The following is a 22,657-nucleotide window of genomic DNA, read 5'->3' as shown; positions in this document are numbered from 1 at the left end:
TTCTTAATCCGGGTTAAAAGAATTCATAGCAACAAATCAGTTCTATTGAATAATTTAAACTTAAGTACAAAGTACGCCTTTAAACCTTTGAAAATGAAGGGCTTTTTAAAAAAAGATGACGATCGGCCTTAAAAACAACCTCTCGATAGATAAAACCCTATTCTTCCTCAATGGGAAGACCAAGATTTAAGCTCTCAAAAACATGATAAATGGCATAGTAGGTTAAAGGTATGGTTACTACCAAACCAATTCCAAATAGCAAGCCTCCCAATAAATTCATCAGTGCCAAGACCAAACCAAAAAGGAAAAACTTAGTCCATTTTTTGTGAATGATCTTTCTACTGTATTCAAGAGAATTCCAAAAATCCAACCCAGAAAAGATGGTGATTAATACGCCAAACATATATCCAACCATAAGATAAATGCCTGGAAGTACCAAGGCAAAAATACCTAAAACGGTGATTACTTGACCAACTATCCAAACCAAAACCACAGGCAAGTAATAATTAAACCCTTTAAAGAAATCAGGGTAAATCACTTGCTCTCCATGGCTAATTTTATTGGCTACTAAATAAAACCCTGCAAAAAGAGGCCCGGCAAGAAAAAAGAATACACGAAAAGAAAATTCTCCGCGTAATACATAAACAAAAACTGAAGAGAAATGATCAAAAGGGTAAAGGAGATAGAATAAATAGCCACTTTTTTATACGTTTCCCAGCCACTTTCTAAGGCTTCCCTGATATCAAAATCAAAATCTCTTTCTAAGATCAGGTCCAAATGCTTTTTGTCCATAATAAGTCTGCTATTCTATTACTTTTCTTGGAATTCTATTTTGTGATTGCTGCCAAAATATCGTGTTTGGTAACGATATGTACCCGATGATTATCGTCTCTTACTAAAACTGCTTTTTCCCTCTCTACCATAGAGGACAAAACGTCTAAGGTGCTGTCTAATGCAACAAATTGCATGGAATCTTCCATTACTTCGGAAACGTTGGCATCTTTAAGTTCAGGATTCTCAATGATCTTAAGCAATAGCTTATTGTCTGTAAGGCTTCCTATCACATGCTCCCCTTCCATCACTGGAATTTGAGAAACACTTTTCTCGTTCATGATAGCAATGGCTTCTTTGATCTTGGTTGTTTTTTCCACCACCACCAGCTGATAGCCATCCTTCCTAGATGAAACGATGTCTCTGGCTGTGCCGTAGGCTTTGTCTTCCAGAAACCCATGGTTTCGCATCCAATCATCATTGTAAACTTTACCTAGATAACGAGTTCCATGATCTGGAAGTAAGATCACCATTCGATCCCCCTTTTTGAGATTTTCTTTGGCATATTCCAAAGCACCATGCACTGCCGATCCACAAGACCAACCCACAAAAAGCCCCTCTTCTTTGGCCAATCTCCGAGTCATAACTGCCGCATCCTTATCTGTAACTTTAATAAAGTGGTCAATCACTGAAAAATTAACGTTTTTTGGCAAAATATCCTCTCCTATACCTTCTGTTAGGTAAGGATAGATCTCATTGTCATCAAACTCTCCTGTTTCCTTGTATTTTTTAAAAACTGACCCATAAGTATCAATCCCCACAGAAATTAGGCTCTCTGATTGTTCTTTTAAAAACTTGGCCGTCCCTGACATGGATCCACCGGTACCTACACCTGCGGCAAAATGAGTGATTTCACCTTCTGTATCGCGCCAAATCTCAGGTCCTGTAGTCTCATAATGCGCTTTCCAATTAGAAGGGTTATCGTATTGGTTGGGATAAAAGGAATTGGGGATGTCTTTATTTAGTTTTTGAGCTACTGCGTAATATGACCTTGGGTCGTCAGGGGCAACATTGGTAGGACAGACGATAACCTCTGCCCCTACAGCCTTTAAAATATCGATTTTTTCTTTGGACTGCTTGTCAGCCATCGTGAAAATGCATTTATACCCTTTTGATATGGCTGCAAGAGCCAGTCCCATTCCGGTATTGCCACTGGTACCTTCAATGATGGTACCTCCCGGCTTTAAAATGCCGGCCTTTTCTGCATCTTCCACCATTTTAACAGCCATTCTATCTTTCATGGAATTGCCGGGATTAAAGTATTCTACTTTAACCAGAATTTCTCCTTCTATCCCCTTATTTAAATTGTTTAATCTAATTAATGGGGTATTTCCGATCGTTTCAACAATTGAATTGTATATCATGGACTTATTTTTAAAACTTTTAAAATGATAGATAAAAGGAGGCTGCCAATTGAGCCATCATTTCACACCTGCAAGCAAATACAGTACCGCCATTCTAATGGCCACGCCATTTTCTACTTGTTGTAGGATAATGGCATGTTCTGAATCTGCAACATCAGAATTCAATTCTACGCCTCTATTGATAGGGCCAGGGTGCATGATTACAATTTCTTTATCTAGCCTGTTTAACAATTCCCTATTGATCCCATAAAAAAGGGAGTATTCTCTAAGGGAAGGGAAATATTTAATTTGCTGCCTTTCCAATTGAATTCTGAGCACATTGGCTACATCACACCATTGCAAAGCCTTGAACACATCATGTTCCACCTTCACACCTAAATCTGCAATGTATTTGGGCAATAAGGTCACCGGTCCGCAAACCATTACTTCTGCCCCAAGCTTTTGAAGGCAGAAAATATTGGATAAAGCTACCCTTGAATGCAAAATATCTCCAATAATGGCTACTTTTTTACCAGCTACATCCCCGAGTTTTTCCCTGATAGAAAAAGAGTCTAACAAAGCTTGGGTGGGGTGCTCATGGGTTCCATCCCCGGCATTGACGATATTGGCGCCAATGTGCTTGGATAAAAAATGAGGCGCTCCGGGACTGGAATGCCTCATAACGACCATGTCTACTTTCATGGCCAAAATATTATTGACCGTATCTATCAGCGTTTCTCCTTTTTTACAGAACTACTTGCTGATGCAAAGTTGACTACATCGGCTGAAAGTCTTTTCTCCGCCAACTCAAAGGAAAGCTTTGTCCTTGTAGAATTTTCAAAAAAACGTTGGCAATGGTTATATCTCTTAGAGATGGGACTTTTTTTATTGGCCTGTTCAATATGTCTTTGAAATTATCCGCTGTTTCAAAAATCAATTGAATATCTGCAGGGCTCAGGTCTTTTATGCCCAATAAATGTCTGGTACTAAGCTGCTCCATTGCTATTCGTTACTTTCTTTTTCAGTGATCCAAATGGCATCCTTTTCAAAACCCTTGTTTTGCCACTCAACGCTTACATACTGGCTTTCCAAGGTATTGACCTGTCGCCCGCAGTAATCCGGCTGAATAGGGAAATCTCTGGTGAATTTACGGTCAATAAGCACCATCAATTCCACCTTTTGAGGTCTGCCAAAAGCTATCATTGCATCCATTGCTGCCCTAACAGACCGGCCCTTGTAGAGTACATCGTCCACTAAAACAACTTTTTTATTTTCGATTAAAAAATCAATTTTAGTTTCATTTGCCCTTAAGGGAAGGTCTCTCCTTCTAAAATCATCTCGATGAAAGGTGGCATCCAAATACCCATATTTTAAAGAAATATTTTGGATTTCCTGCATGCGCTGGATGATTTTATCCAGCACCAATGCTCCTCGTGGTTGAAGACCTAAAAGAACCGTATTATCAAAATCATCATGGTTTTCTATCAATTGATGACAAAACCTACTGATGGTAAGTGATATTTGGGTTTGGTCAAGAACAAGTCTTTTTTGCATGATTAAAATTTGAGGCAAATATATAAATTATTTATTGGGGCTTAATGGCTCTATATAAAATCATCCACTTTTATTTTAGTAAAAAAATTGACTTCCCTGCTTTTTTCTCTGCCATCTTCTCTCTGGAACCTTATCCTTTGCTTGCCACTTAAAAGATAATAATTGTCATACCACCAAATTAGCTGCAAACTTTTCTCTCTTGTCTCCGCTATTCTTTCATTTTCATTGACTAGTTCAATTTCAAAGGGTTCATTTTCCATTATGACTTCTCCCTCCTTTATCTGGCTAAGCATCAATTTTTCTTCCTCAAGGTACATGTAAAATAAATTGTCCCCATCAAATACCAATTCTCCATATTTCATCGGGTCAGCTTTACTTGCGTTATCCAAGTTTACGGCATTTTCCCAAAGGATTTCCCCATCTGCATTAAGTAAAATAAATTGCGCAGACAAAAACTTATATTGATCAATTGTCTGAGATCCTCTAAACCTGGGGTCTAGCCATAAAGGATTGTAAAAACCTCCATATCCTCCCATCATGGGGTTCAATCGGTAAAAATTACTAACGTACACCCCATCCCTTGGGGCATACCTTGATGAAGATGAAATAAAATGATCATTGTAAACCAAGTACAACCCATTAGAGGATTGAATTTCTCTTGTAACTAACACATTTCTGATAGGATTATTTTTGCCCTTTTCAGCTCTTCTTTCAATGCGTTTCCATCTCTTTTCACGGGCTTTTTCCGGGAGGTAATTGTAAAAATTTTCAAAATCAGTAATATCATAAAAGCTATTGGTATACTCACCAAATTCATTGATTTTCGTAAAATACAAACCTTGATAGGCCTCTTTTTCTTTAAGCCATAGGGCCCAATCAAGGCCTGCTTATAATTGTTTGAGGAAGTCAATAGTCCTTCAACAATCTCCATAGATGGATCGCCCAAGTCATCAATTTTCACTTCCCTAAGCTTGTTGCCATCTGTGTCGTAGGTCAATATGGAAACTATTTTATTTTTGAAGGCATCCCTTCTTGTCATCACCACATCAAATACATTCAACTCTGGATCCTTCCTCATTTGTAAAATTCTCGCATCCTTTTCAAAAAGACCAGGCACCGTTACCACTTCCTCAGTATCAATATCGAATATCTGGATCACAGGGCGGTAATCGTACTTTCCCATAAAAACAGCCTTTTTGTTAAAAACCAAAAAATCCTGAAGTTCCATTTCTAAAATACTGGTAAGCTCAAGCTCCTTAAGCTTTCGGCTATCGATATCTATTTCAAAAATAGCTTTTTCATCATCGTATTGAGATCCTTTATTGAACAATACATACAATAAGTCCCTATCAAGGTCAAAGCCCACCAATTCATAGAAATCATCCAACTCTCTTTCAAGTGGCTTTTCTGCACTCAACTGAAAGTCTGCGGTAAAATATTGAAACCAATCTTTTCTTCCGTAAGCATTTTCAGCTTTCATTCGAAATCCCACAACTCCTCTTTCGGTAGGCAATACATAAAAGTCGTCGTCTGCCCAGTGAGATTCTACCTCAAACCTTTGCGTAAATTGAACTTGCCCAATTGTTATTCCCAGTAAAAGCAAGTAGACTACAGTGGTTAATAGGGTTCGTTTTAACATTCCTCTAGGGTTTTATTTGCTGATTACTTACCAAACTTTGCCCTCCTGTTAATTGTTCCAATATTTGACATCAATTCCATTCTTCTGGCACCGGTTAAGTGAAATTTTGCAGCTTTCCAACTTATAATGGCAAACCTAAATTAGCCAATGTGCAAATCATTTTTTAACAAGTAGTCAACAAAAGGGCATGTTGGCAGTAACGGTTGATCAACTATCTCCATTGATCCTTTGATTTACTCCATAAGATAAGACTTATGATTTTATTTTGAAACAATTATTTAGGACATTTGTCGGGTACTCAACAGATCTCAAAACACCTTGGATAATAAACAAATTGTCAAGACCCTTAAATTAACCTTGCAATTGATGGAATTGCATGGAGAAAATGCATTTAAAATCAGGGGATATCAATCTGCCATTAACAGTATTGAAAGAGAAGGCAAGCCACTGGCTAACCTAAACCTGGACGAACTTCAGAAATTCCCCGCTATAGGTAAAGGAATCGCAGAGGCCATTCTCTCTATTCAAGAGGCCGGTAGCCATGAGCTTTTGGATAAACTTCTGGAACAAACGCCTAAAGGAATCCTGGAAATTCTGGAAATTAAAGGGCTCGGTCCTAAAAAATAAAAACACTGTGGAAAGAACTTAACATCACCTCCACCCATGAATTAATGGAAGCCTGCCAATCGGGACAGGTAGCCAAAATCAAAGGCTTTGGACAAAAAACCCAGGACAGCATTATTCAAGCCCTTGAATACAAAGCTTCCAACCAAGGAAAATGGTTGTATGCAGATATCGAACAAACAGCCAAAGCCCTTTTTAATAGACTTACTGAAAGTCTTGCTAAAGACAAAGTTGCCATGGTGGGGAGTTTTGAAATGGAAGCAGAAATAATAGAAGGCCTGACATTTCTAATTGGATCGGATGATCCAAAAGAAAGCCTTGCTAGAATAAATAAAGTCAATGGGATAAAGCAAAACAAGTCCAAAATGAGTCCCTACCGCTGGGAAGGACAACTGGAGGAACCGGAAATTCATCTGCTTATCACCATTGTGCCAACTAAGGATTTTATTAAACAAAAACTTTTAAAATCTGCTTCCAAAGCCCACTTATTAAATCCTACGGAAAATGGGCTGCCACTTGGAGAATTGTTTTACAAGGGGAAATTTGAAACCGAGGAGCTGGCTTATGAAGCTGCAGGCCTTCCTTATATCCCTGCACCATTGAGGGAAGGTACCGGGGAACTTGACTGGGTAAAAACAAATTCTTTGGATGAACTACTGACCCTCGAAGACCTAAAAGGCCCATTACACAACCACTCCACTTACAGTGATGGGAAAAATACACTGTTGGAAATGTCAGCATTTTGCCAATCAGAGGGCTACGAATATTTCGGCATTGCTGATCATAGTCGCTCAGCTTTTTATGCCAATGGACTGGATGAAGACCGCATTTACAAGCAACACCAAGAAATTGATAGTATCAATGAATCATTGAAACCTTTTCGCGTTTTTAAGGGAATAGAAAGCGACATCCTCACAGACGGGAGCCTGGATTATTCAGATGAGGTATTGGCCACGTTTGATTATGTGGTGGCTTCTGTTCATTCCGGCTTGAGTATGGATATCAACAAGGCTACTGCACGCTTACTCAAAGCCATTGAAAACCCCTTTACCACGATTTTAGGTCACCCCACAGGTAGGCTTCTATTACGAAGAGAGGGTTACCCCATCGATCATCGTGCGGTTATTGATGCCTGTGCAGTGCATGATGTGGTCATAGAAATTAATGCCAACCCATGGAGATTAGACCTTGATTGGCGATGGGTCAGGTATGCCATGGACAAAGGAGTGCTTCTCTCTATCAACCCGGATGCGCATGAAAAAGCCGGTGTAGCCCATATGAAATTTGGCGTTATTGTCGGTAGAAAAGGAGGATTGACCAAAGCGATGACCTTAAACACGAAGAGCAGAGAAGAATTGGCCAACTATTTTGAGGACAGGAAAAGAAAAAACAATGAACTTAAATCAAAAAGGAGCTGAAGACTTGTTAAAACTGTCCTTCCAGTCCGGAATGGCGGGCATACTTTTTGGATTGACACCCTTGGTGGTTAAGGCATTGTTACAGCCTACCATTGCTTACGCGGGCTGGTTTGCCGGCCTGGCCATAGGCCTGCAGTTGCTGGGCTTAAGCCTTGCTGTGCTGGTCCTTCGCAGAAAAAAATAAGTGCTCCACAAAAGAAAAAGCCAAAAAGATGACCTTAATTTTGGCCGTATCCTTGCTCTTTTTCATGCTGGTATGAAAATCAAAAAACTAAGAACAGGACTACTAATCCTCTTTCACTTCTGTTTTTTAAGCGCATTTGGTCAAGAACCATGGGAAGATTGGAAAGAAGGGGATATTTTATTTCAAAATGGAGATTGTGGTGATTTTTGTGAAGCTATCAAAAAAGTGACCTCCGGGTATGAAGGGCACTCCTTTTCTCACAATGGGATTTTGATCGGCACTAAAGGTGAGTGGAAGGTCCTGGAAGCCAACAGCCAGGGGGTTATAGTCACCCCTTTAAAAGAATTTTTATACCGTCACACCAATGCCAAGGAAGTCCCAAAGGTACATATTGGTCGGTTGAAGCCCGAATACCAGCAGCTAATCCCGGAAGCCATTCGATATGGAAAAACCCTGATCGGAAAGCCTTATGACAATGCCTTTGATCTGGCAAATGATGCCTATTATTGTTCAGAGTTGATCCATTTTTCTTTTAAGGAGGCAAATGGAGGCGAACCGATTTTTGCAACCCCACCCATGACCTTTAAGGATCCTGACACAGGTCAAGTATTCCCTGTGTGGGAAAAGTATTTTGAAGCATTGAATTTATCAATACCTGAAGGTGAGCCGGGGCTAAATCCCGGTGGCATGAGCCTTTCTCCTGCTTTAGAAATGATCCATGATTTTAAAAAGCCATAAGTTAAAGAAAAAATTATTGATACAATGAGGGCAAAATAGTACCTTGTCTAAATAATCACACATTCAAATAAGCCCCAAATGAACAGAAGATCTTCCGTAAAGAAAATAATGACTGTAGCAGGAACAGGTATATTAACTCCTCAACTAGGCTTTTTAAAAAATCTATTGCCGGACTCAAAGAAAGCAGCAGCTCCATCACCTTTTTACCTATTCACAAAAGCCCTTCAATGGCTTCCTTTGGAGCAGGTGCCTGAAACGGTCAAATCTTTAGGCTTTGACGGAGTTGATTTACCTGTAAGGAAAAATGGTTTTTTTAATACGGGTGAAATAAAGCAAAAGCTGCCCATAATTGTCAGAAAGAGTGAAACTTTGGGCTTAAAGCGGCCGGTACTAACCACTGAAATGAACCTCAATCAAATGGCTGATATGGATGAATTCCTTAGGACCATTTCCGGCGAAGGAATCACCGATTACCGCATGGGCTATCTTCCATTTACCACCAAAAATATCATCAAGGAATTAAAATCCCTCAATGCTTCCATGAAGCAATTGGCTGAGTTGCACGAGAAACATGGGGTAACGGGCCATTATCAGAACCATGCCGGAAGGCGTATTGGAGGTTCTGTTTGGGAAATTTACCATTTATTGAAAGATATCAACCCTGATCATATAGGGGTGCAGTTTGATTTGCGTCATGCCTCTGTAGAAGGCTATCAATCATATGAAAATGTTTTCCACATGATCAGTGATCAAATAAGAAGTTTTGATCTAAAGGATTATGTCTGGGGGAATGTTGATGACAAAGGTGACAGGCCTATCAATGTTCCCTATGGAGAAGGAAATGTGAAATTCGAACTTTTACAAGAGCACCCAGGATTCATGGGCAGTCTTCCTAAAATCCTACATTGTGAATACGACTTAGGGGAGCTGAGCATGGCCACAAGCACCCAACCATGAGTAAAGAAGCCATACTTTCTGCTATCGCTAAAGATGTAAAAGTTTATAAAACAGCAAAATACAAATAAAGCCTAAGCCAAAGCCTTGTTAATCAAAGCCAATGCTCGCTCTGAGTGGTTTAAAGACAAGGCTTTTTCATGGCCTTTTGGAGACATCTTTTTCCAGGTTTTCTGTAGGATGTCAATGAGTTTTTCTTCCTCATTTTCGTGCTTCGCAATGAAGTCATCAAAATAGTATTTTAAAAACACCAGACATACCACATCCTCCAGCGCCTGCGTCTCAGGGTCTGATTTCAATCTGCGTTTATTAATTAAATCATCAATTTTTTGTAATGCGGAAGCGTCATAACCGCTGCTTTCCAAGATTTCCTTGGCAAGATTGGCATGAAACCCCTTGAGGTTGGTTCTCCATAGCAAATAGCCTTTTCGGTCCATAGGATAGGAATCCCTTGGAATTTCCCAACGCCGAATATGCTGACTTCTCGCAGCTAGCTTTAATACTTCATTTGCTTCCGGGTAAGTTTCTTCCATCATGTCGGCCATCCGCTTCCCATACAACAGTTCTTTGGGTACTTTCTCTCCTTTTACTTCTTCAAGGTTTGGATCTTCTGCGTTGGCGGCATCAATTTTTGCTACTGCTGCACCATAGTCTCCGGTTTTAACATTTCTCATAACGCTTTCTTTTACCAATAAGCTGTTTACTTTATAAAATTTAAACCCGGTCTATACCACAGGAATCGTAATAAGCAGGGAAACCCTCAAGAAAATCTCCAAATAGCGATTTATTTTGAATCGGTTTTGCCATGTATTCAAATAGTCTATTGTATTGTTCGGATTTATCCCAAAAATAGTTGAAATATCATCCTCATCAAATAGGAAGCAACGGTAAAAGACACCCGATTTCAGGTATTATCGCTTTCATAAGGGGGACATAATGGTTAATTGAATAATTGTTAATTGTTAATTATTAGGAGGGAGATTGGCATGCTTCACCCTGTACTGAGCTTTTATACCTTTCAAATTCGCCTGATAGGGTATGGTTTGAAGGGACTTGTTTGCTTTGCGTTTTACCCCGAACTGGGTGTTGTTTACAACTACATCCCAGGTGTCTGATTGTTTACGCAAACGAGGCATTTGTAATGCCGGGAACAAAAGGAGTTTCGGTAAGTGCTATGCTTACCCCGCATGGTTTTCTACAGGATTAAAAACCTGACCAGTATTGCGAAGATAAAACTGGTTATTAAAGTAAGGTTCATTAGGTACACCCTGAAAAGGCTCTGCAAATAGGAGGAAATTCGGATGTGCAAATTCCACCAATCCGCTTTCTGGTACTGGTTAGCAATTTTGAGAGCATCAGCTCCTCTGGGTACTCTCAAATGCTGGAACACGCTATTGGTTTCCAATATTGTCACCTCTAAAAGTTTGTGTAAATCTCTGATCTCTTCCTCCTTGATTTGTGAAAATCCTATTACCAATTCATCCGTAACAGGCATTTCCAAACCTTCTTTAAGTTTAAACAAAGGTTGGATGGAATACAAGTTTTCAAAACCCTTAAGATAGTCGATTATGTCAACTGACGCACCTTTATTGGTTAAATCCACAATAGCAGTCTTTTCATCCTTCCAAAAAAGGGAAATTTCAGGAGACATTCCTTTAAGTTTTAATGATTCCGGCTCTTTTGCCGGTATTGTATCATACCTGAGTACATAGTGGTTTTCAACGGTGTAAAGCGGGATTTTTTCTTCAAAGGCATAGTAATATTTTTGTTCTTTATTAAGTAGGGAAAATGATCCCAAGAACAAAAAACAAAAACAGGACGGGTATGACAAAACGCTTCATTTTCATTTTAGATTATTGTTTTATGATTATATTTTTTCTGCCTTCAAGACTATATATTCTGGATCCAGATAGCGCAATATATGCCCTGGAAAATAACCAATACAATGGTATCGTGAACCGATGTTTTCCTCCGATATCTGATAGGAAAATTTCATTTTGAACATTTCACGACTCTCTTCTGGCAAAGAACTGTGCCATTCCAGTGGAACATCAAACATGTCGGTTGGTACCCCAAACAGCATCAGGGTATCGGGGTTGGCACCTATGGTAGCCACCAGGTATCCTTTGCCCTCTCCTTTACTTGTCATTACTGTAGCATCGCCAACGCAAGGATGGTAGCCAATGATGTACCCTTCGGCCTGAAAAACAGGTGGTTCATCGTTATCTCGGCATCCGCCGAGAACCGGTAAAAGAAAAACCATGCCTACCAAAACCATCCATCTATTTTTAAAAACTACTACTTTCTTCATTATAATCAAGTTTTAATTGCTACCTCATCCAAGCAAAAAAGAAAGGATTAAAAACACATTTAAACATTTAGTTTTTATTTTTAATTCCCTAATCCTTTCGTCTTATTCCTTTAAGACGTAAGCAACGGTGTAAACGCTACAAAAAGCTATGAGAAAGCACCTTAATGGTTCGCCTAAACACTTGGTTAAATGATTAATGGTTAATTGTTAATTGAATAATTGTTAATTGGTAAATGGGGTAATGGTTAATTCAATAATTGTTAATGGTTAATGTGGTAATTGTTAATTAACATTTGATAATTAATAATTAATAATAAACGCTTGATTTGGCGGAAGTATTGAAAAGCCACATTAAGGCGATTGCTTCTATTGGGTACAAGCAAAAAATATTAGTTGTGAATTGAACTGCGTAAAAACAAGAATTCATGTGGATGTTCAATAAATTTGATTAATTTTGCCCCAATTTAGCCAATAGTAAACTATTTCAAAAATCATCAAGCATGCCAAAAGACAGTAGCATCAAACATGTACTTATAATCGGAAGCGGCCCTATTGTAATCGGGCAGGCTTGTGAATTTGATTATGCAGGATCTCAAGCTTCCCGATCATTGAGGGAGGAAGGAATTAAAGTTACCCTTATCAATTCCAATCCTGCAACCATTATGACCGATCCGGTGACTGCAGACAATGTATACCTTTTGCCACTTGAGAAAAAATCAATTGTAAAGATTTTAACAGAGCATCCGGACATTGACTGTGTACTTCCCACCATGGGAGGGCAAACCGCACTTAACTTGGCCATTGATTGCGACAAAGCGGGGATATGGGAAAAGTTCAACACCCGCATGATAGGTGTGGACATTGATGCCATAGAAACAGCTGAAAACCGAGAAAAATTTAAGGTTTTACTGGAAGAGTTGGGAGTTGGTGTGTGCGTCGGACGTACGGCTACTTCTTTTTTACAGGGCAAAGAAATCGCACAAGAAATTGGGTTTCCACTGGTAATTAGACCATCCTACACCCTTGGTGGGTCAGGCGGTGGATTTGTAGATAGCCCTGAAAATTTTGAAAAAGCATTAAGTGCAGGACTTCAAGCCTCACCTACACATGAAGTGTTGATTGAACAAAGTATTCTTGGATGGAAAGAGTACGAATTAGAAGTTCTCAGAGATAATCTTGGTAATATGGTGGTCATTTGTTCCATAGAGAACTTTGACCCAATGGGCGTCCACACCGGTGACTCCATCACTGTGGCACCTGCCATGACTTTGCCTGATCCTGTTTTTCAAAAAATGAGAAACATGGCCATCCGCATGATGAATGGCATCGGTAATTTTGCCGGGGGATGTAACGTACAGTTCTCTGTAAGCCCTGACAACCAAACCATCATAGGTATAGAAATCAATCCAAGGGTATCAAGATCATCTGCCCTGGCCTCCAAAGCTACAGGTTATCCTATTGCCAAAGTAGCAGCAAAGCTAGCTGTAGGCTACAATCTAGATGAATTAAAGAATTCCATTACAGGCAGTACGTCGGCCTTCTTTGAGCCTGCCATTGATTATGTTATTGTCAAAATACCTAGATGGAATTTTGACAAATTCAAAGGCTCTGACAGAAAACTAGGACTTTCCATGAAAGCTGTTGGGGAAGTTATGGGTATAGGCAGAAACTTCCAAGAGGCTTTGCAAAAAGCCTGTCAATCTTTAGAGATCAAGCGAAATGGCCTTGGTGCTGATGGCAAAGAGCTTAGAAATCAAGAAGAAATTCTGTACAGCTTGGCCAACCCAAGTTGGAACAGACTTTTCCATATTTATGATGCATTCAAATTAGGCATTTCATTCAGAACCATTCAAGATCTGACAAAAATTGACAAATGGTTTTTGAAGCAGATCGAGGAATTGGTACACCTGGACAACACCCTTGCCAAAGAAACGCTGGAGAGCATCAGTAAAGAACTCATGCAAACGGCCAAACATAAAGGCTATGCCGACCGACAAATTGCCCACTTATTGGGATGCTTGGAAAGCGAAGTTTTCAATAAGAGAAGAGATGAAATGGGAATCAAACGAGTGTTTAAACTCGTAGACACCTGTGCAGCAGAATTTGAAGCACAAACCCCTTATTTTTACTCCTCCTTTGGAGATGAAAACGAATCCATTGTTTCTGAAAGAAAAAAATAGTGGTCCTTGGATCCGGGCCCAACAGGGTTGGTCAGGGAATTGAGTTTGATTACTCTTGTGTCCATGGGGTCTTGGCTGCTAAGGAATGTGGCTATGAAACCATCATGATCAATTGTAACCCTGAAACAGTTTCTACAGATTTTGACATTGCGGATAAATTGTATTTTGAACCTGTATTCTGGGAACATATCTATGAAATCATCCTGCATGAAAAACCTGCGGGAGTGATCGTTCAACTTGGAGGACAAACTGCACTTAAACTCGCAGAGAAAATGGACAAATACAATATTCCAATTCTCGGCACTAGTTACAGAGCACTAGACCTCGCAGAAGACAGAGGCAGGTTCTCCCAGCTTTTGAAAGAAAACAACGTCCCTTATCCTGAATTTGGAACTGTACATAGTACAGACGAAGCCCTTGAACTTTGCAAAACCATCGGCTTTCCGTTATTGGTAAGACCATCTTATGTCTTGGGTGGACAGGGAATGAAAATTGTTATCAATGAAAAGGAACTCGAAGAGCATGTAGTAACCGTTCTTCGCGACATTCCAAACAATGAAATATTGCTTGACCACTTCCTCGAAGGTGCCATTGAAGCAGAAGCAGATGCCATTTGTGATGGAGAAAATGTTTATATCATTGGTATCATGCAACATATAGAACCTGCGGGTATTCACTCAGGAGATTCTTATGCAGTATTGCCACCCTATAATCTTGGAGACCTGGTGATTCGACAAATCGAAACAATCACTGAGAAGATAGCAGTGGCCCTAGAAACAAAGGGATTGATAAACATTCAGTTTGCCATTAAAGATGACAAGGTGTATGTGATTGAAGCCAACCCTAGAGCATCCCGTACGGTACCTTTTATATGTAAAGCCTACCAAGAGCCTTACGTAAATTATGCGACCAAAGTGATGTTAGGTGAGAAGAAAGTCACTGACTTTAATTTCGCTCCAGTGAAAAAAGGTTATGCAATCAAAGAGCCTGTTTTCTCTTTCCACAAATTCCCGAATGTAAATAAGGAATTGGGGCCTGAAATGAAATCTACAGGTGAGGCCATCTATTTTATAGATGATTTGATGGACGATTATTTTCTAAAAATATTTGCAGAAAGAAACCTTTATTTGAGTAGATAAAAGACCTAAATCAAAAACTTACCCGGCTTGAATTTCAAGTCGGGTATCTTTATTCCATCTCCTTTACAACAGTTTAGATTGGTTTTTGTATTTTTTTCCATTAATATTGAATGCTAAGTGGTGATTTTCCGTTAATGGATTAAGCACTTTGTTGTGTTTGAACAGAATTAGTGAGCTTTCAAAATTGTTAATCATGATTTTAAAAATAATAATTTTCTTTATCGCCTTAGGATGGGGTTTTCTCAAGCTTATTTAAATTTTTCCTGAACAGTAAACTGAAAAAATTTGCAGATCAGGTAAAGGAGGCTCAAAGAGAAGAGACAAGAAAAAGAAACAAACCCAAAGATGGCAATGTGAATGTAGATTTTATACCAAAGAATGGTAAAAACGGTTCTTCCAGCACTATTTCCGGAGGAGACTATATTGACTATGAGGAAGTAAAAGATTAAACCCTACCTAAAACGCTGTCTTATTATTCACTTGTAATTAAGCTACATCTTTAAAAAGCAAAGCAAACCTAATTTTATAAGCAGCTAATCACTAAGCCTTTACAAAGCGTTTATTTACCACCATTTGCCCTGAGATCTTGCTCACAATTGCTGTCAAGTGAAGGAACGGCATCTTGCATATAATTAAAAAGCTATTCGTCTCAATAGCCCAATACATGAGACAGTCTTCATTGTCGCAGTGATGATCGTACCCTTCATCCTCATGTGGTTCCACCATTTCACTGCCAACATTTACCAAGCCCAACAAATGTCCCATCTCATGTAAAACAACGGTAGTTTCCAGATTGCTTTTACTGGGCCTTCTTATCCCCCTGAATTTTTTTCAATTTGACTTCCAAATAGCACCAGACTTGTATTTCTATAGGCAGCACCTATGGTAAATGAATCCTCCTCATTTTTCTCAAAATCACCATCCACCACCAAAAGAAATACTGATATCGTATTCCCCTCGTTGTAACTTTCACGGTAATCATTTTCGATTGTCGCAATTTCCTCTGTAGTATAAGTCTCCTTATTCATAGCAGGAATTTCTTTTAACAACAAGTGAATACCTTCAGGCTTGAATGTATATTTCTCTAAAAATTCAACAAGCGATTCAAGCATTTTATCCGAAGGCTCATACCCTTCCATATAAACCAATTCCAGTTCCAAAGCCGGAAACTGATCTGCTGCCAACAAAAAGTTGGCAGACTTCCCTACATCCCACCTTGCGGCAGATACCCCCATGTACAGTTCTTCATTGACACCATCCGTATCCTCTATACATGAATAAAAACTGAAAGTCAAGCAAAGGAAACAAATGGAATTAAAAGTAAAATTTCTCATAGACGAATTCAAAAACCACACAATTTACTACTAATCAGCTATTTGAAAAATAGACCGAATAAAATAACGTATAAAATGCAGTTGTTATTATCCTTAAATAAGGATTAATTTTTAGCAAGCACAATTCTTAAAATTTGTTAAAATTAATTTACCCAACCTATACTAATTCGGCACAGAATTGGTTATTAATTTATTGAACCCAAAATTAAGCAATGGACAAATTATTTGAGTTCAGAATCACCAATTGATAGACCTTTTGTTTGGGCTTGTATTACTAAACAAGGTTTTATCATTTTGGGGTTTATAGCCTATCCTAGCAGCTCATTTTTTAACGGATTACTGCCTAAAATAGACCTATGGCCACTCAATATAATAATGTCCTCATTGCATGGTTCGGGTCAAATGAAAGCACTATTATTTAATTTAAAGCCAAACTAATGAAAAAAGTATTAATTATTCTATTCTTTACAGGATTAGGCATTACACAGCTTAATGCTCAGATTTTGTCTGTAGGTCCTAAGATTGGCCTTTCACAAGGTGATGTTCAAGTTTCCGACGGGTTTAAAGGAGAAGATTCTCAGATGGGCTACCATGTGGGAGTTTTTGCTAGAATAAATCTTCCTGTCATTTATTTGCAACCGGAAGTTCTCTATACCAATACCGGAGGCTCCTTTCAAAACAATACCTTTAAATACGATTCCGACTTTGACAGGCTGGATGTGCCTTTAATGGTTGGGGTGAAATTAGGCAATACCTTCCGAATTCAGGCAGGGCCTGTAGCCAGTTATATGCTTGATGGAAAAGTAAAAGCCAGTGATGGTTCTTCTACCCAAAGCATTATTCCCCCAACAGAGGATTTTACATTTGGATACCAAGCAGGCATAGGCTTGGATATTGGGAACCTATTATTGGATTTGAAATATGAAGGTGCCCTGACCAATTCTGTAAATAATTTTGGAGAAATCCCTACTGACCAAAGGCAAAATCAAATCATGCTTTCTCTCGGAATAAATTTATTCTAAAAAATTTTCAGCCAACTATTGCGATAAGCAACTCCGGTAGGATTGACTCAATGGCCTACCGAAGTTGCTTTTTTTAATTTACCAATTCTTTGGAATTAACCTCTTTAACCAGACTTTTTCGGGCAAGAAAGATCAAGGCAAAGGAAAGAACGAATAAAATGGCTGCAATGATTGATAACACATAAGCATCTTTCTGAAAGTTTTGCCAAGCAAATAAACCCAAGGAAGTCAAGGTGACGGTAAACATAAAGAACATGGGAATGGTCACAAAGGTGGGGTTGATATCCTTTTTGATCAACCAAACAGAAATCGTCAATAATGCGAGGGCTGCCAAAAGTTGATTGGCCGAACCAAAAATTGGCCATAAAGTGGTGAATCCACCACTCCCCAGCAATAGTACAGACAATATGACAACCACGCCAGTTGAGAGGTATCTATTTTGTGATAACTTTTTACCAATCGGCTGTTCCACATCTTCAAAGTATTCTTGAAGGGTAAACCTTGCCAGCCTTGTACAGGTATCTAAAGTGGTAAGTGCAAAAGCTGAAACTGTCAGTGCCACAAAGCCTATAGCAAAGGACTCCGAAATACCCAAAGAGGAAATGATCGCACCAAGCCCATCTGCGAACAGGGGGACCGGACCCTCTTCACCTAATCTTGACATATAATCTGAGCGGTTTAATACAATTACTGCACCTACGGAAATGATAGCCAAAAAGGACTCTATTAACATTCCCCCATACCCAACGACCTTGGCATCGCTCTCTTTATCTAATTGCTTGGAAGTTGTCCCTGAAGCAACCAATGAATGGAAACCGCTAATCGCACCACAAGCTATGGTGACAAACAGCACCGGAAATAAGTAACCTAGATTTTCACTATTTATATGTACTTCCGTATCCATTACTATGGTAGGATTGGCAATCACCACACCAACAATCGCAGCAAGAATCAACCCATACAACAAAAAGCTATTCAGGTAATCCCTTGGTTGCAACAACATGGATACAGGAGTAACTGATGCAATAAAGGCATAAATTAACAATATATAAATCCAGACTTGGTAATTAAGTTCAAAGGGTACCTGCATACCTAAGTAAACAAAATAATACATTACTATTACTCCTACGATAGAAGCCACTAGGAAAGCAGATTTTTTATTTTCGGTCATCTTGGTAACAAAGCCAAAAACCACAGCAAGCAAAATAAATAAAATAGAAGCCGAAGCAACTCCCGGGTTATTGATAAATGTTTTGGCAATGATATCCGCGAAAACAGCAATGATTAAAATCAAAGTTGAAAAACTAAACAAGATAAAAAGTCTTTTTCCTTTTTTCCAATATTATTTTGAATGATCACCCCAATTGATTTTCCATCATTCCTAAGGGATGCCACCATACTGCCAAGGTCATGAACGGCACCAAAAATATCCCACCGATCAGAATCCATATTACGGCGGGCACCCAGCCAAATGCTACGGCAATGATAGGACCCACAATTGGCCCGGCACCGGCAATAGATGCAAAATGATGGCCTAGAACTACAATAGGTTTGCTAGGGACGTAATCTACACCATCTTTCAATCGATGAGAAGGAGCAAGATTATTATTATTTATTTTAAACTTTTTAAAGACAAATTTTCCATAGGTGAAATACGCTATTATTAAAATAATTGCGGAAAAAAGAAAAAGGTACGTCAGTTGCATGATTTGGATTTATTATTCAAGCCTCAAAGTTAATTAGAAAATTGATTTCATCGGAAATAAACCCTAATTTAAAAATTATTTAGTACCAATGGCAGATAGAAAAGACACATTGTTATTCCCATTATTACGATTTTCCAAATTAATCCTCTCTTAAAATGTTTAACAAGCCGACCCTCCTTTTTCTAGGTGCTTGCTTAGGATTATTGATTTTTAGCCATTTCTTCATGGAATTGGTTTTTCCGAAATTATTAAGACTTTTTCACAAGCCTAGCACTCGGAAAGGGAAGCAATCCATGAATAAGTTTTCACAAGCACTGAAATGGGGGTGTTTTTAGCCATTTATCCGCTCATTGGATTTTTCTACCTCCCCCGCCTTCCTTAAATATTACACAAGAAAGGGTGTTTATCGTATTGTCCATTATCCTATTTACTTGGATCATAATAGAATTATCCAATGTTTTGCGGTATATTTTTTGGAAAAATACACTTTCGACAAGGAGGACAATCTTCGTGAAAGAAGGCTTGTAACCCAGGTTGCATTCATCAGAAAGATCTTTATTATCGCAGTGGTGGTGATAGCCTTTGCTTCAATATTAATGAATTTTGATTCTGCCAGAAGGATTGGCACAGGATTACTTACTTCAGCAGGAATAATGGGTATCATCATAGGTTTTGCGGCACAAAAATCAATTGCCAACTTATTGGCAGGATTTCAGATTGCATTTACCCAGCCAATAAGGATTGATGATGTAGTGGTCGTGGAAGGAGAGTGGGGTAAAATAGAAGAAATAAACCTCACTTATGTGGTCGTCCAAATATGGGATCAGAGACGATTGGTATTACCCATCAACTATTTTATAGAGAAACCATTCCAAAATTGGACCAGAACCACCGCAGCGATATGGGGTACGGTGTTTTTATACGTTGACCCAACGGTGAATGTAGGTGAATTAAAGGTGCAATTAAAAGAGATTTTAGATGCCACCCCTTTATGGGACAAGAAGGTTCAAGTATTACAAGTCACTGACTGGACAGAAAAAACCATCGAATTAAGGTGTCTTATGAGTGCAAAAGACAGCCCCACGGCCTTTGATCTCAGGTGTTTAGTTAGGGAAAAGCTTCTCGAATTTCTACAAAAAAATCATCCTGAAACACTGCCCAAAACGAGGGTTTTGTTGGAAAAAGAAACTACTGAAATTAAGAATTGAAATGGTTAAACTTTTCGAGAAAGTAGATTTTGGTTTTATTTAACAGATATTACCTATAAATTTGGACTCCCAATGTGGTTTGGGATAATTTAAACAAAACTTTATGGCTTGGTTTAAAAGAAAAGATGCCGGCATTAAAACCTCAACAGAGGAGAAAAAGACACCCCGGACGGATTATGGTATAAAACCCCTAAGGGAAATATCATTCACACCCGAGAGTTAAAAAACAATTCCTATGTTTGCCCGGATGACGATTATCATGTAAAAATCGGTTCCAAGGAATACTTCGAGATCCTTTTTGATGATAACAAATTCACAGAATTGGACAAGGAGATGATATCAGGTGACCCTTTAAATTTCGTAGATAGCAAACCCTATCCTACCCGAATTAAAGACACTATTGCAAAAACCAATTTAAAGGATGCGGCCAGAACAGGCGTTGGGAAATTGAATGGTTTGGATATTGTCATTACTTGTATGGACTTCAAATTTATTGGTGGGTCTATGGGTTCTGTGGTAGGAGAAAAAATTGCCCGAGCAATTGATTACTCCTTGAAGCACAAGGTACCTTTTTTGATGATTTCAAAATCAGGAGGGGCCAGAATGATGGAAGCCGGTTTTAGTCTGATGCAAATGGCTAAAACTTCTGCAAAGCTTGCACTTTTGGATGAAGCAGGAATACCTTATATCTCTCTAATGACAGACCCCACCACTGGAGGAGTAACGGCTTCATTTGCTATGTTGGGGGACTTCAATATTGCCGAACCGGGAGCACTCATCGGATTTGCTGGTCCTAGAGTAATCCGAGAAACCATTGGCAAAGATTTACCTAAAGGATTTCAAAGTTCAGAATTTGTTTTGGAACACGGGTTCTTAGACTTTATCATCGACAGAAGACAGTTGAAAAACAGAATTTACACCTTGCTAAACCTTCTTCGACAGTAGAAGGTTATTATATTAAATCTTGGGATTAATTTATCCCAAGATTGTGATGGTTTTGGGGAAATATAAATATATTTGTACGATTCAAAACCAGTTAAACATACTGATAAAGATAAAAATTTATTAAATGAGTTCAGTAATCATTACTTCGATAGTAGCATTTACCATTATTATTCTGCTACTGGTGTTTGTTCTTCTTTTGCCCAGTCAAAATTGGTGTCGTCAGGAGATGTAAAAATTATAATTAACGGGGATGAAAAAATCCTTTAATTGCATCTGCCGGATCCACCCTGCTAAACACTTTAAGTGGCAAAAAAATCTTTCTTCCTTCAGCATGTGGAGGTGGGGGTACTTGTGCCATGTGCAAGTGTACCATTGAAGAAGGTGGAGGTGAAGTACTTCCTACAGAAGAAGGGCACCTTAGCAGAGCAGAAAAACAAAACCAGGTTAGACTTTCTTGCCAGGTAAAGGTAAAAAATGACATGAAGATCCGGATTCCGGAAGAAATCTTCGGTATTAAGAAATGGGAATGTGAAGTAATTTCTAATTACAACGTTTCTACTTTTATTAAAGAATTTAAAGTAAAACTTCCTGAAGGTGAAACCTTGGACTTTGAACCGGGAGGTTATATTCAAATAGATGTTCCTGCCATTACGGTATCTTTTAAGGGTATGGATATTACTCCGCACCCTGAGCTAGAACACCCGAATGATGTTTATCAAAGTGATTGGGATAAGTTTGGTTTATGGGATCTTACCATGAAAAATGACGAGCCTCTTTTTAGAGCTTACTCCATGGCCAACCACCCTGCAGAAGGAAACATCGTGATGCTAACCATTCGTATTGCTACTCCACCTTGGGATAGAGCCAATAACAGATGGATGGATGTTAACCCAGGTGTATGTTCATCTTATGTTTTCTCAAGAGTGCCGGGTGATAAAGTAACCATTTCAGGACCTTATGGTGAATTCCATATCAACCCTACCCAAAGAGAAATGATTTACATTGGTGGTGGTGCCGGTATGGCTCCATTAAGATCTCACCTTTTCCATCTTTTCCACACGGAGAAAACAAATAGAAAAGTATCTTATTGGTATGGAGGTAGATCTAAAAAGGAATTGTTCTACACCCCACACTTTAGAGGTATTGAAAAAGATTTCCCAAATTTCAGTTTCAACATCGGCTTATCCGAACCTCTACCTGAGGACAATTGGAAAGTGAAAAAGTCAATGGATGACAAGGAGGGTGATGGCTATGTAGGCTTTATCCACCAAGTTCTTTATGACAACTACCTTAAAGATATTGACGAACCGGATGAGATAGAATATTACTTATGTGGCCCTCCTTTGATGAATGCAGCAGTACTTAAGATGCTGGATGATTTGGGTGTTCCAAAAGAGAATATCAGATTCGATGATTTCGGAGGATAAAAATTAACTAAAGGGTCCCGTTAAAGTTTAACGGGACTTTTTTATGCCTCGTTTTTCTATAATTTTATACTGTATTACAAAATAAGCCTTTCAGTACAGT

Annotated in this window: 19 protein-coding genes and 5 pseudogenes; 10 read left to right on the top strand and 14 right to left on the bottom strand. The window is 38.8% G+C overall.

Translation table 11 applies throughout. From position 1 onward, the window contains the following. Window positions 1-157 precede the first annotated feature (157 nt). From WG932_RS27250 to WG932_RS27220, 7 genes and pseudogenes are all read right to left on the bottom strand, one after another. Window positions 158-538, bottom strand: coding sequence for a hypothetical protein (locus WG932_RS27250; RefSeq protein WP_483086007.1), 381 nt, complete (start codon window positions 536-538; stop codon window positions 158-160). Between the two features lie 29 nt (window positions 539-567). Beyond that, window positions 568-792, bottom strand: a complete 225-nt coding sequence (locus WG932_RS27245; protein ID WP_483086006.1) for a hypothetical protein — start codon at window positions 790-792, stop codon at window positions 568-570. Window positions 793-827: 35 nt separating this feature from the next. Next, window positions 828-2,195 (bottom strand): cystathionine beta-synthase, encoded by a 1,368-nt coding sequence (locus tag WG932_RS27240; RefSeq protein WP_149394485.1) that lies wholly within the window; start codon window positions 2,193-2,195, stop codon window positions 828-830. A gap of 57 nt (window positions 2,196-2,252) precedes the next feature. Then, window positions 2,253-3,174: pseudogene (locus tag WG932_RS27235) on the bottom strand (aspartate carbamoyltransferase catalytic subunit). Between the two features lie 2 nt (window positions 3,175-3,176). Further along, window positions 3,177-3,728 (bottom strand): bifunctional pyr operon transcriptional regulator/uracil phosphoribosyltransferase PyrR, encoded by a 552-nt coding sequence (gene pyrR / locus WG932_RS27230; protein WP_041934684.1) that lies wholly within the window; start codon window positions 3,726-3,728, stop codon window positions 3,177-3,179. 50 nt (window positions 3,729-3,778) lie between these two features. After that, window positions 3,779-4,399, bottom strand: coding sequence for a hypothetical protein (locus WG932_RS27225; protein ID WP_483086005.1), 621 nt, complete (start codon window positions 4,397-4,399; stop codon window positions 3,779-3,781). Next, window positions 4,393-5,367 (bottom strand): hypothetical protein, encoded by a 975-nt coding sequence (locus WG932_RS27220; protein ID WP_483086004.1) that lies wholly within the window; start codon window positions 5,365-5,367, stop codon window positions 4,393-4,395. Before WG932_RS27220 ends, WG932_RS27225 begins: the two co-directional genes overlap by 7 nt. A gap of 318 nt (window positions 5,368-5,685) precedes the next feature. Between WG932_RS27220 and WG932_RS27215 the strand changes: the two genes are divergently transcribed. From WG932_RS27215 to WG932_RS27195, 5 genes are all read left to right on the top strand, one after another. After that, a complete protein-coding gene (locus WG932_RS27215; RefSeq protein WP_483086003.1) occupies window positions 5,686-5,994 on the top strand; it encodes a hypothetical protein in 309 nt (102 codons plus the stop codon). Window positions 5,995-6,038: 44 nt separating this feature from the next. Next, window positions 6,039-7,409, top strand: a complete 1,371-nt coding sequence (locus tag WG932_RS27210; protein ID WP_483086002.1) for a PHP domain-containing protein — start codon at window positions 6,039-6,041, stop codon at window positions 7,407-7,409. Then, window positions 7,384-7,593, top strand: a complete 210-nt coding sequence (locus WG932_RS27205; RefSeq protein WP_483086001.1) for a hypothetical protein — start codon at window positions 7,384-7,386, stop codon at window positions 7,591-7,593. The genes WG932_RS27210 and WG932_RS27205 overlap by 26 nt, the downstream gene beginning before the upstream one ends. After that, a complete protein-coding gene (locus WG932_RS27200) occupies window positions 7,594-8,331 on the top strand; it encodes a YiiX/YebB-like N1pC/P60 family cysteine hydrolase (RefSeq protein ID WP_483086000.1) in 738 nt (245 codons plus the stop codon). It begins immediately after the preceding gene. 78 nt (window positions 8,332-8,409) lie between these two features. Next, entirely contained in the window at window positions 8,410-9,288 is an 879-nt protein-coding gene (locus WG932_RS27195) for a TIM barrel protein (protein ID WP_483085999.1), read from the top strand. A gap of 71 nt (window positions 9,289-9,359) precedes the next feature. Here WG932_RS27195 and WG932_RS27190 read toward each other — a convergent pair whose 3' ends face one another. The 4 genes from WG932_RS27190 to WG932_RS27175 all read right to left on the bottom strand — a co-directional run bounded on the left by WG932_RS27190 (window position 9,360) and on the right by WG932_RS27175 (window position 11,596). Further along, window positions 9,360-9,959, bottom strand: coding sequence for a DUF4202 domain-containing protein (locus WG932_RS27190; protein ID WP_041934682.1), 600 nt, complete (start codon window positions 9,957-9,959; stop codon window positions 9,360-9,362). 288 nt (window positions 9,960-10,247) lie between these two features. Next, complete coding sequence (locus WG932_RS27185; RefSeq protein ID WP_339678971.1) at window positions 10,248-10,412, bottom strand: hypothetical protein; 165 nt, start codon at window positions 10,410-10,412, stop codon at window positions 10,248-10,250. Between the two features lie 68 nt (window positions 10,413-10,480). After that, complete coding sequence (locus tag WG932_RS27180) at window positions 10,481-11,083, bottom strand: S8 family serine peptidase (RefSeq protein ID WP_483085998.1); 603 nt, start codon at window positions 11,081-11,083, stop codon at window positions 10,481-10,483. Between the two features lie 69 nt (window positions 11,084-11,152). After that, window positions 11,153-11,596 carry a hypothetical protein gene (locus tag WG932_RS27175; protein WP_149394491.1) on the bottom strand — a complete coding sequence of 148 codons (444 nt, stop codon included), beginning with the start codon at window positions 11,594-11,596 and terminating at the stop codon, window positions 11,153-11,155. A gap of 500 nt (window positions 11,597-12,096) precedes the next feature. Between WG932_RS27175 and carB the strand changes: the two are divergent. After that, window positions 12,097-14,915, top strand: a pseudogene (carB, locus tag WG932_RS27170) (carbamoyl-phosphate synthase large subunit). 540 nt (window positions 14,916-15,455) lie between these two features. On the opposite strand, the gene WG932_RS27165 reads toward carB, so the two are convergent. Together WG932_RS27165 and WG932_RS27160 are read right to left on the bottom strand one after the other, a co-directional pair. Next, window positions 15,456-15,680, bottom strand: coding sequence for a hypothetical protein (locus WG932_RS27165; protein WP_483085997.1), 225 nt, complete (start codon window positions 15,678-15,680; stop codon window positions 15,456-15,458). Window positions 15,681-15,727: 47 nt separating this feature from the next. Beyond that, on the bottom strand, window positions 15,728-16,249 hold the full coding sequence (locus WG932_RS27160; RefSeq protein WP_483085996.1) for a hypothetical protein: 522 nt from the start codon (window positions 16,247-16,249) through the stop codon (window positions 15,728-15,730). A 437-nt stretch (window positions 16,250-16,686) separates the two neighbouring features. On the opposite strand from WG932_RS27160, the gene WG932_RS27155 reads away from it, so the two are divergent. Then, the gene (locus WG932_RS27155) at window positions 16,687-17,271 is read left to right on the top strand and encodes a porin family protein (protein ID WP_014020835.1); all 585 of its coding nucleotides are present in this window, start codon (window positions 16,687-16,689) and stop codon (window positions 17,269-17,271) included. A 73-nt stretch (window positions 17,272-17,344) separates the two neighbouring features. Here the strand turns inward: WG932_RS27155 and WG932_RS27150 are convergent. Then, window positions 17,345-18,977: pseudogene (locus WG932_RS27150) on the bottom strand (carbon starvation CstA family protein). 473 nt (window positions 18,978-19,450) lie between these two features. Between WG932_RS27150 and WG932_RS27145 the strand changes: the two are divergent. From WG932_RS27145 to nqrF, 3 genes and pseudogenes are all read left to right on the top strand, one after another. Next, window positions 19,451-20,185 (top strand): mechanosensitive ion channel family protein, encoded by a 735-nt coding sequence (locus WG932_RS27145; RefSeq protein ID WP_483085995.1) that lies wholly within the window; start codon window positions 19,451-19,453, stop codon window positions 20,183-20,185. A gap of 103 nt (window positions 20,186-20,288) precedes the next feature. After that, a pseudogene (gene accD / locus WG932_RS27140) lies at window positions 20,289-21,130 on the top strand (acetyl-CoA carboxylase, carboxyltransferase subunit beta). A gap of 124 nt (window positions 21,131-21,254) precedes the next feature. Beyond that, window positions 21,255-22,557 (top strand): annotated as a pseudogene (gene nqrF, locus WG932_RS27135) (NADH:ubiquinone reductase (Na(+)-transporting) subunit F). The last annotated feature ends 100 nt before the right edge of the window (window positions 22,558-22,657 follow it).

Source organism: Cyclobacterium sp. SOCE241 (assembly GCF_056867545.1).
Note: the sequence above shows the minus strand (reverse complement) of the source record. Positions and strands in the feature narration are given on the sequence as shown.

Excerpts from the sequence above, each read along its gene's own strand:
- WG932_RS27245 (WP_483086006.1), bottom strand. The coding sequence starts at position 792 with ATGGACAAAAAGCATTTGGACCTGATCTTAGAAAGAGATTTTGATTTT.
- WG932_RS27240 (WP_149394485.1), bottom strand. The coding sequence starts at position 2,195 with ATGATATACAATTCAATTGTTGAAACGATCGGAAATACCCCATTAATT.
- pyrR (WP_041934684.1), bottom strand. The coding sequence starts at position 3,728 with ATGCAAAAAAGACTTGTTCTTGACCAAACCCAAATATCACTTACCATC.
- WG932_RS27220 (WP_483086004.1), bottom strand. The coding sequence starts at position 5,367 with ATGTTAAAACGAACCCTATTAACCACTGTAGTCTACTTGCTTTTACTG.
- WG932_RS27210 (WP_483086002.1), top strand. The coding sequence starts at position 6,039 with ATGGAAGCCTGCCAATCGGGACAGGTAGCCAAAATCAAAGGCTTTGGA.
- WG932_RS27205 (WP_483086001.1), top strand. The coding sequence starts at position 7,384 with ATGAACTTAAATCAAAAAGGAGCTGAAGACTTGTTAAAACTGTCCTTC.
- WG932_RS27195 (WP_483085999.1), top strand. The coding sequence starts at position 8,410 with ATGAACAGAAGATCTTCCGTAAAGAAAATAATGACTGTAGCAGGAACA.
- WG932_RS27190 (WP_041934682.1), bottom strand. The coding sequence starts at position 9,959 with ATGAGAAATGTTAAAACCGGAGACTATGGTGCAGCAGTAGCAAAAATT.
- WG932_RS27175 (WP_149394491.1), bottom strand. The coding sequence starts at position 11,596 with ATGAAGAAAGTAGTAGTTTTTAAAAATAGATGGATGGTTTTGGTAGGC.
- WG932_RS27165 (WP_483085997.1), bottom strand. The coding sequence starts at position 15,680 with ATGGGACATTTGTTGGGCTTGGTAAATGTTGGCAGTGAAATGGTGGAA.
- WG932_RS27160 (WP_483085996.1), bottom strand. The coding sequence starts at position 16,249 with ATGAGAAATTTTACTTTTAATTCCATTTGTTTCCTTTGCTTGACTTTC.
- WG932_RS27155 (WP_014020835.1), top strand. The coding sequence starts at position 16,687 with ATGAAAAAAGTATTAATTATTCTATTCTTTACAGGATTAGGCATTACA.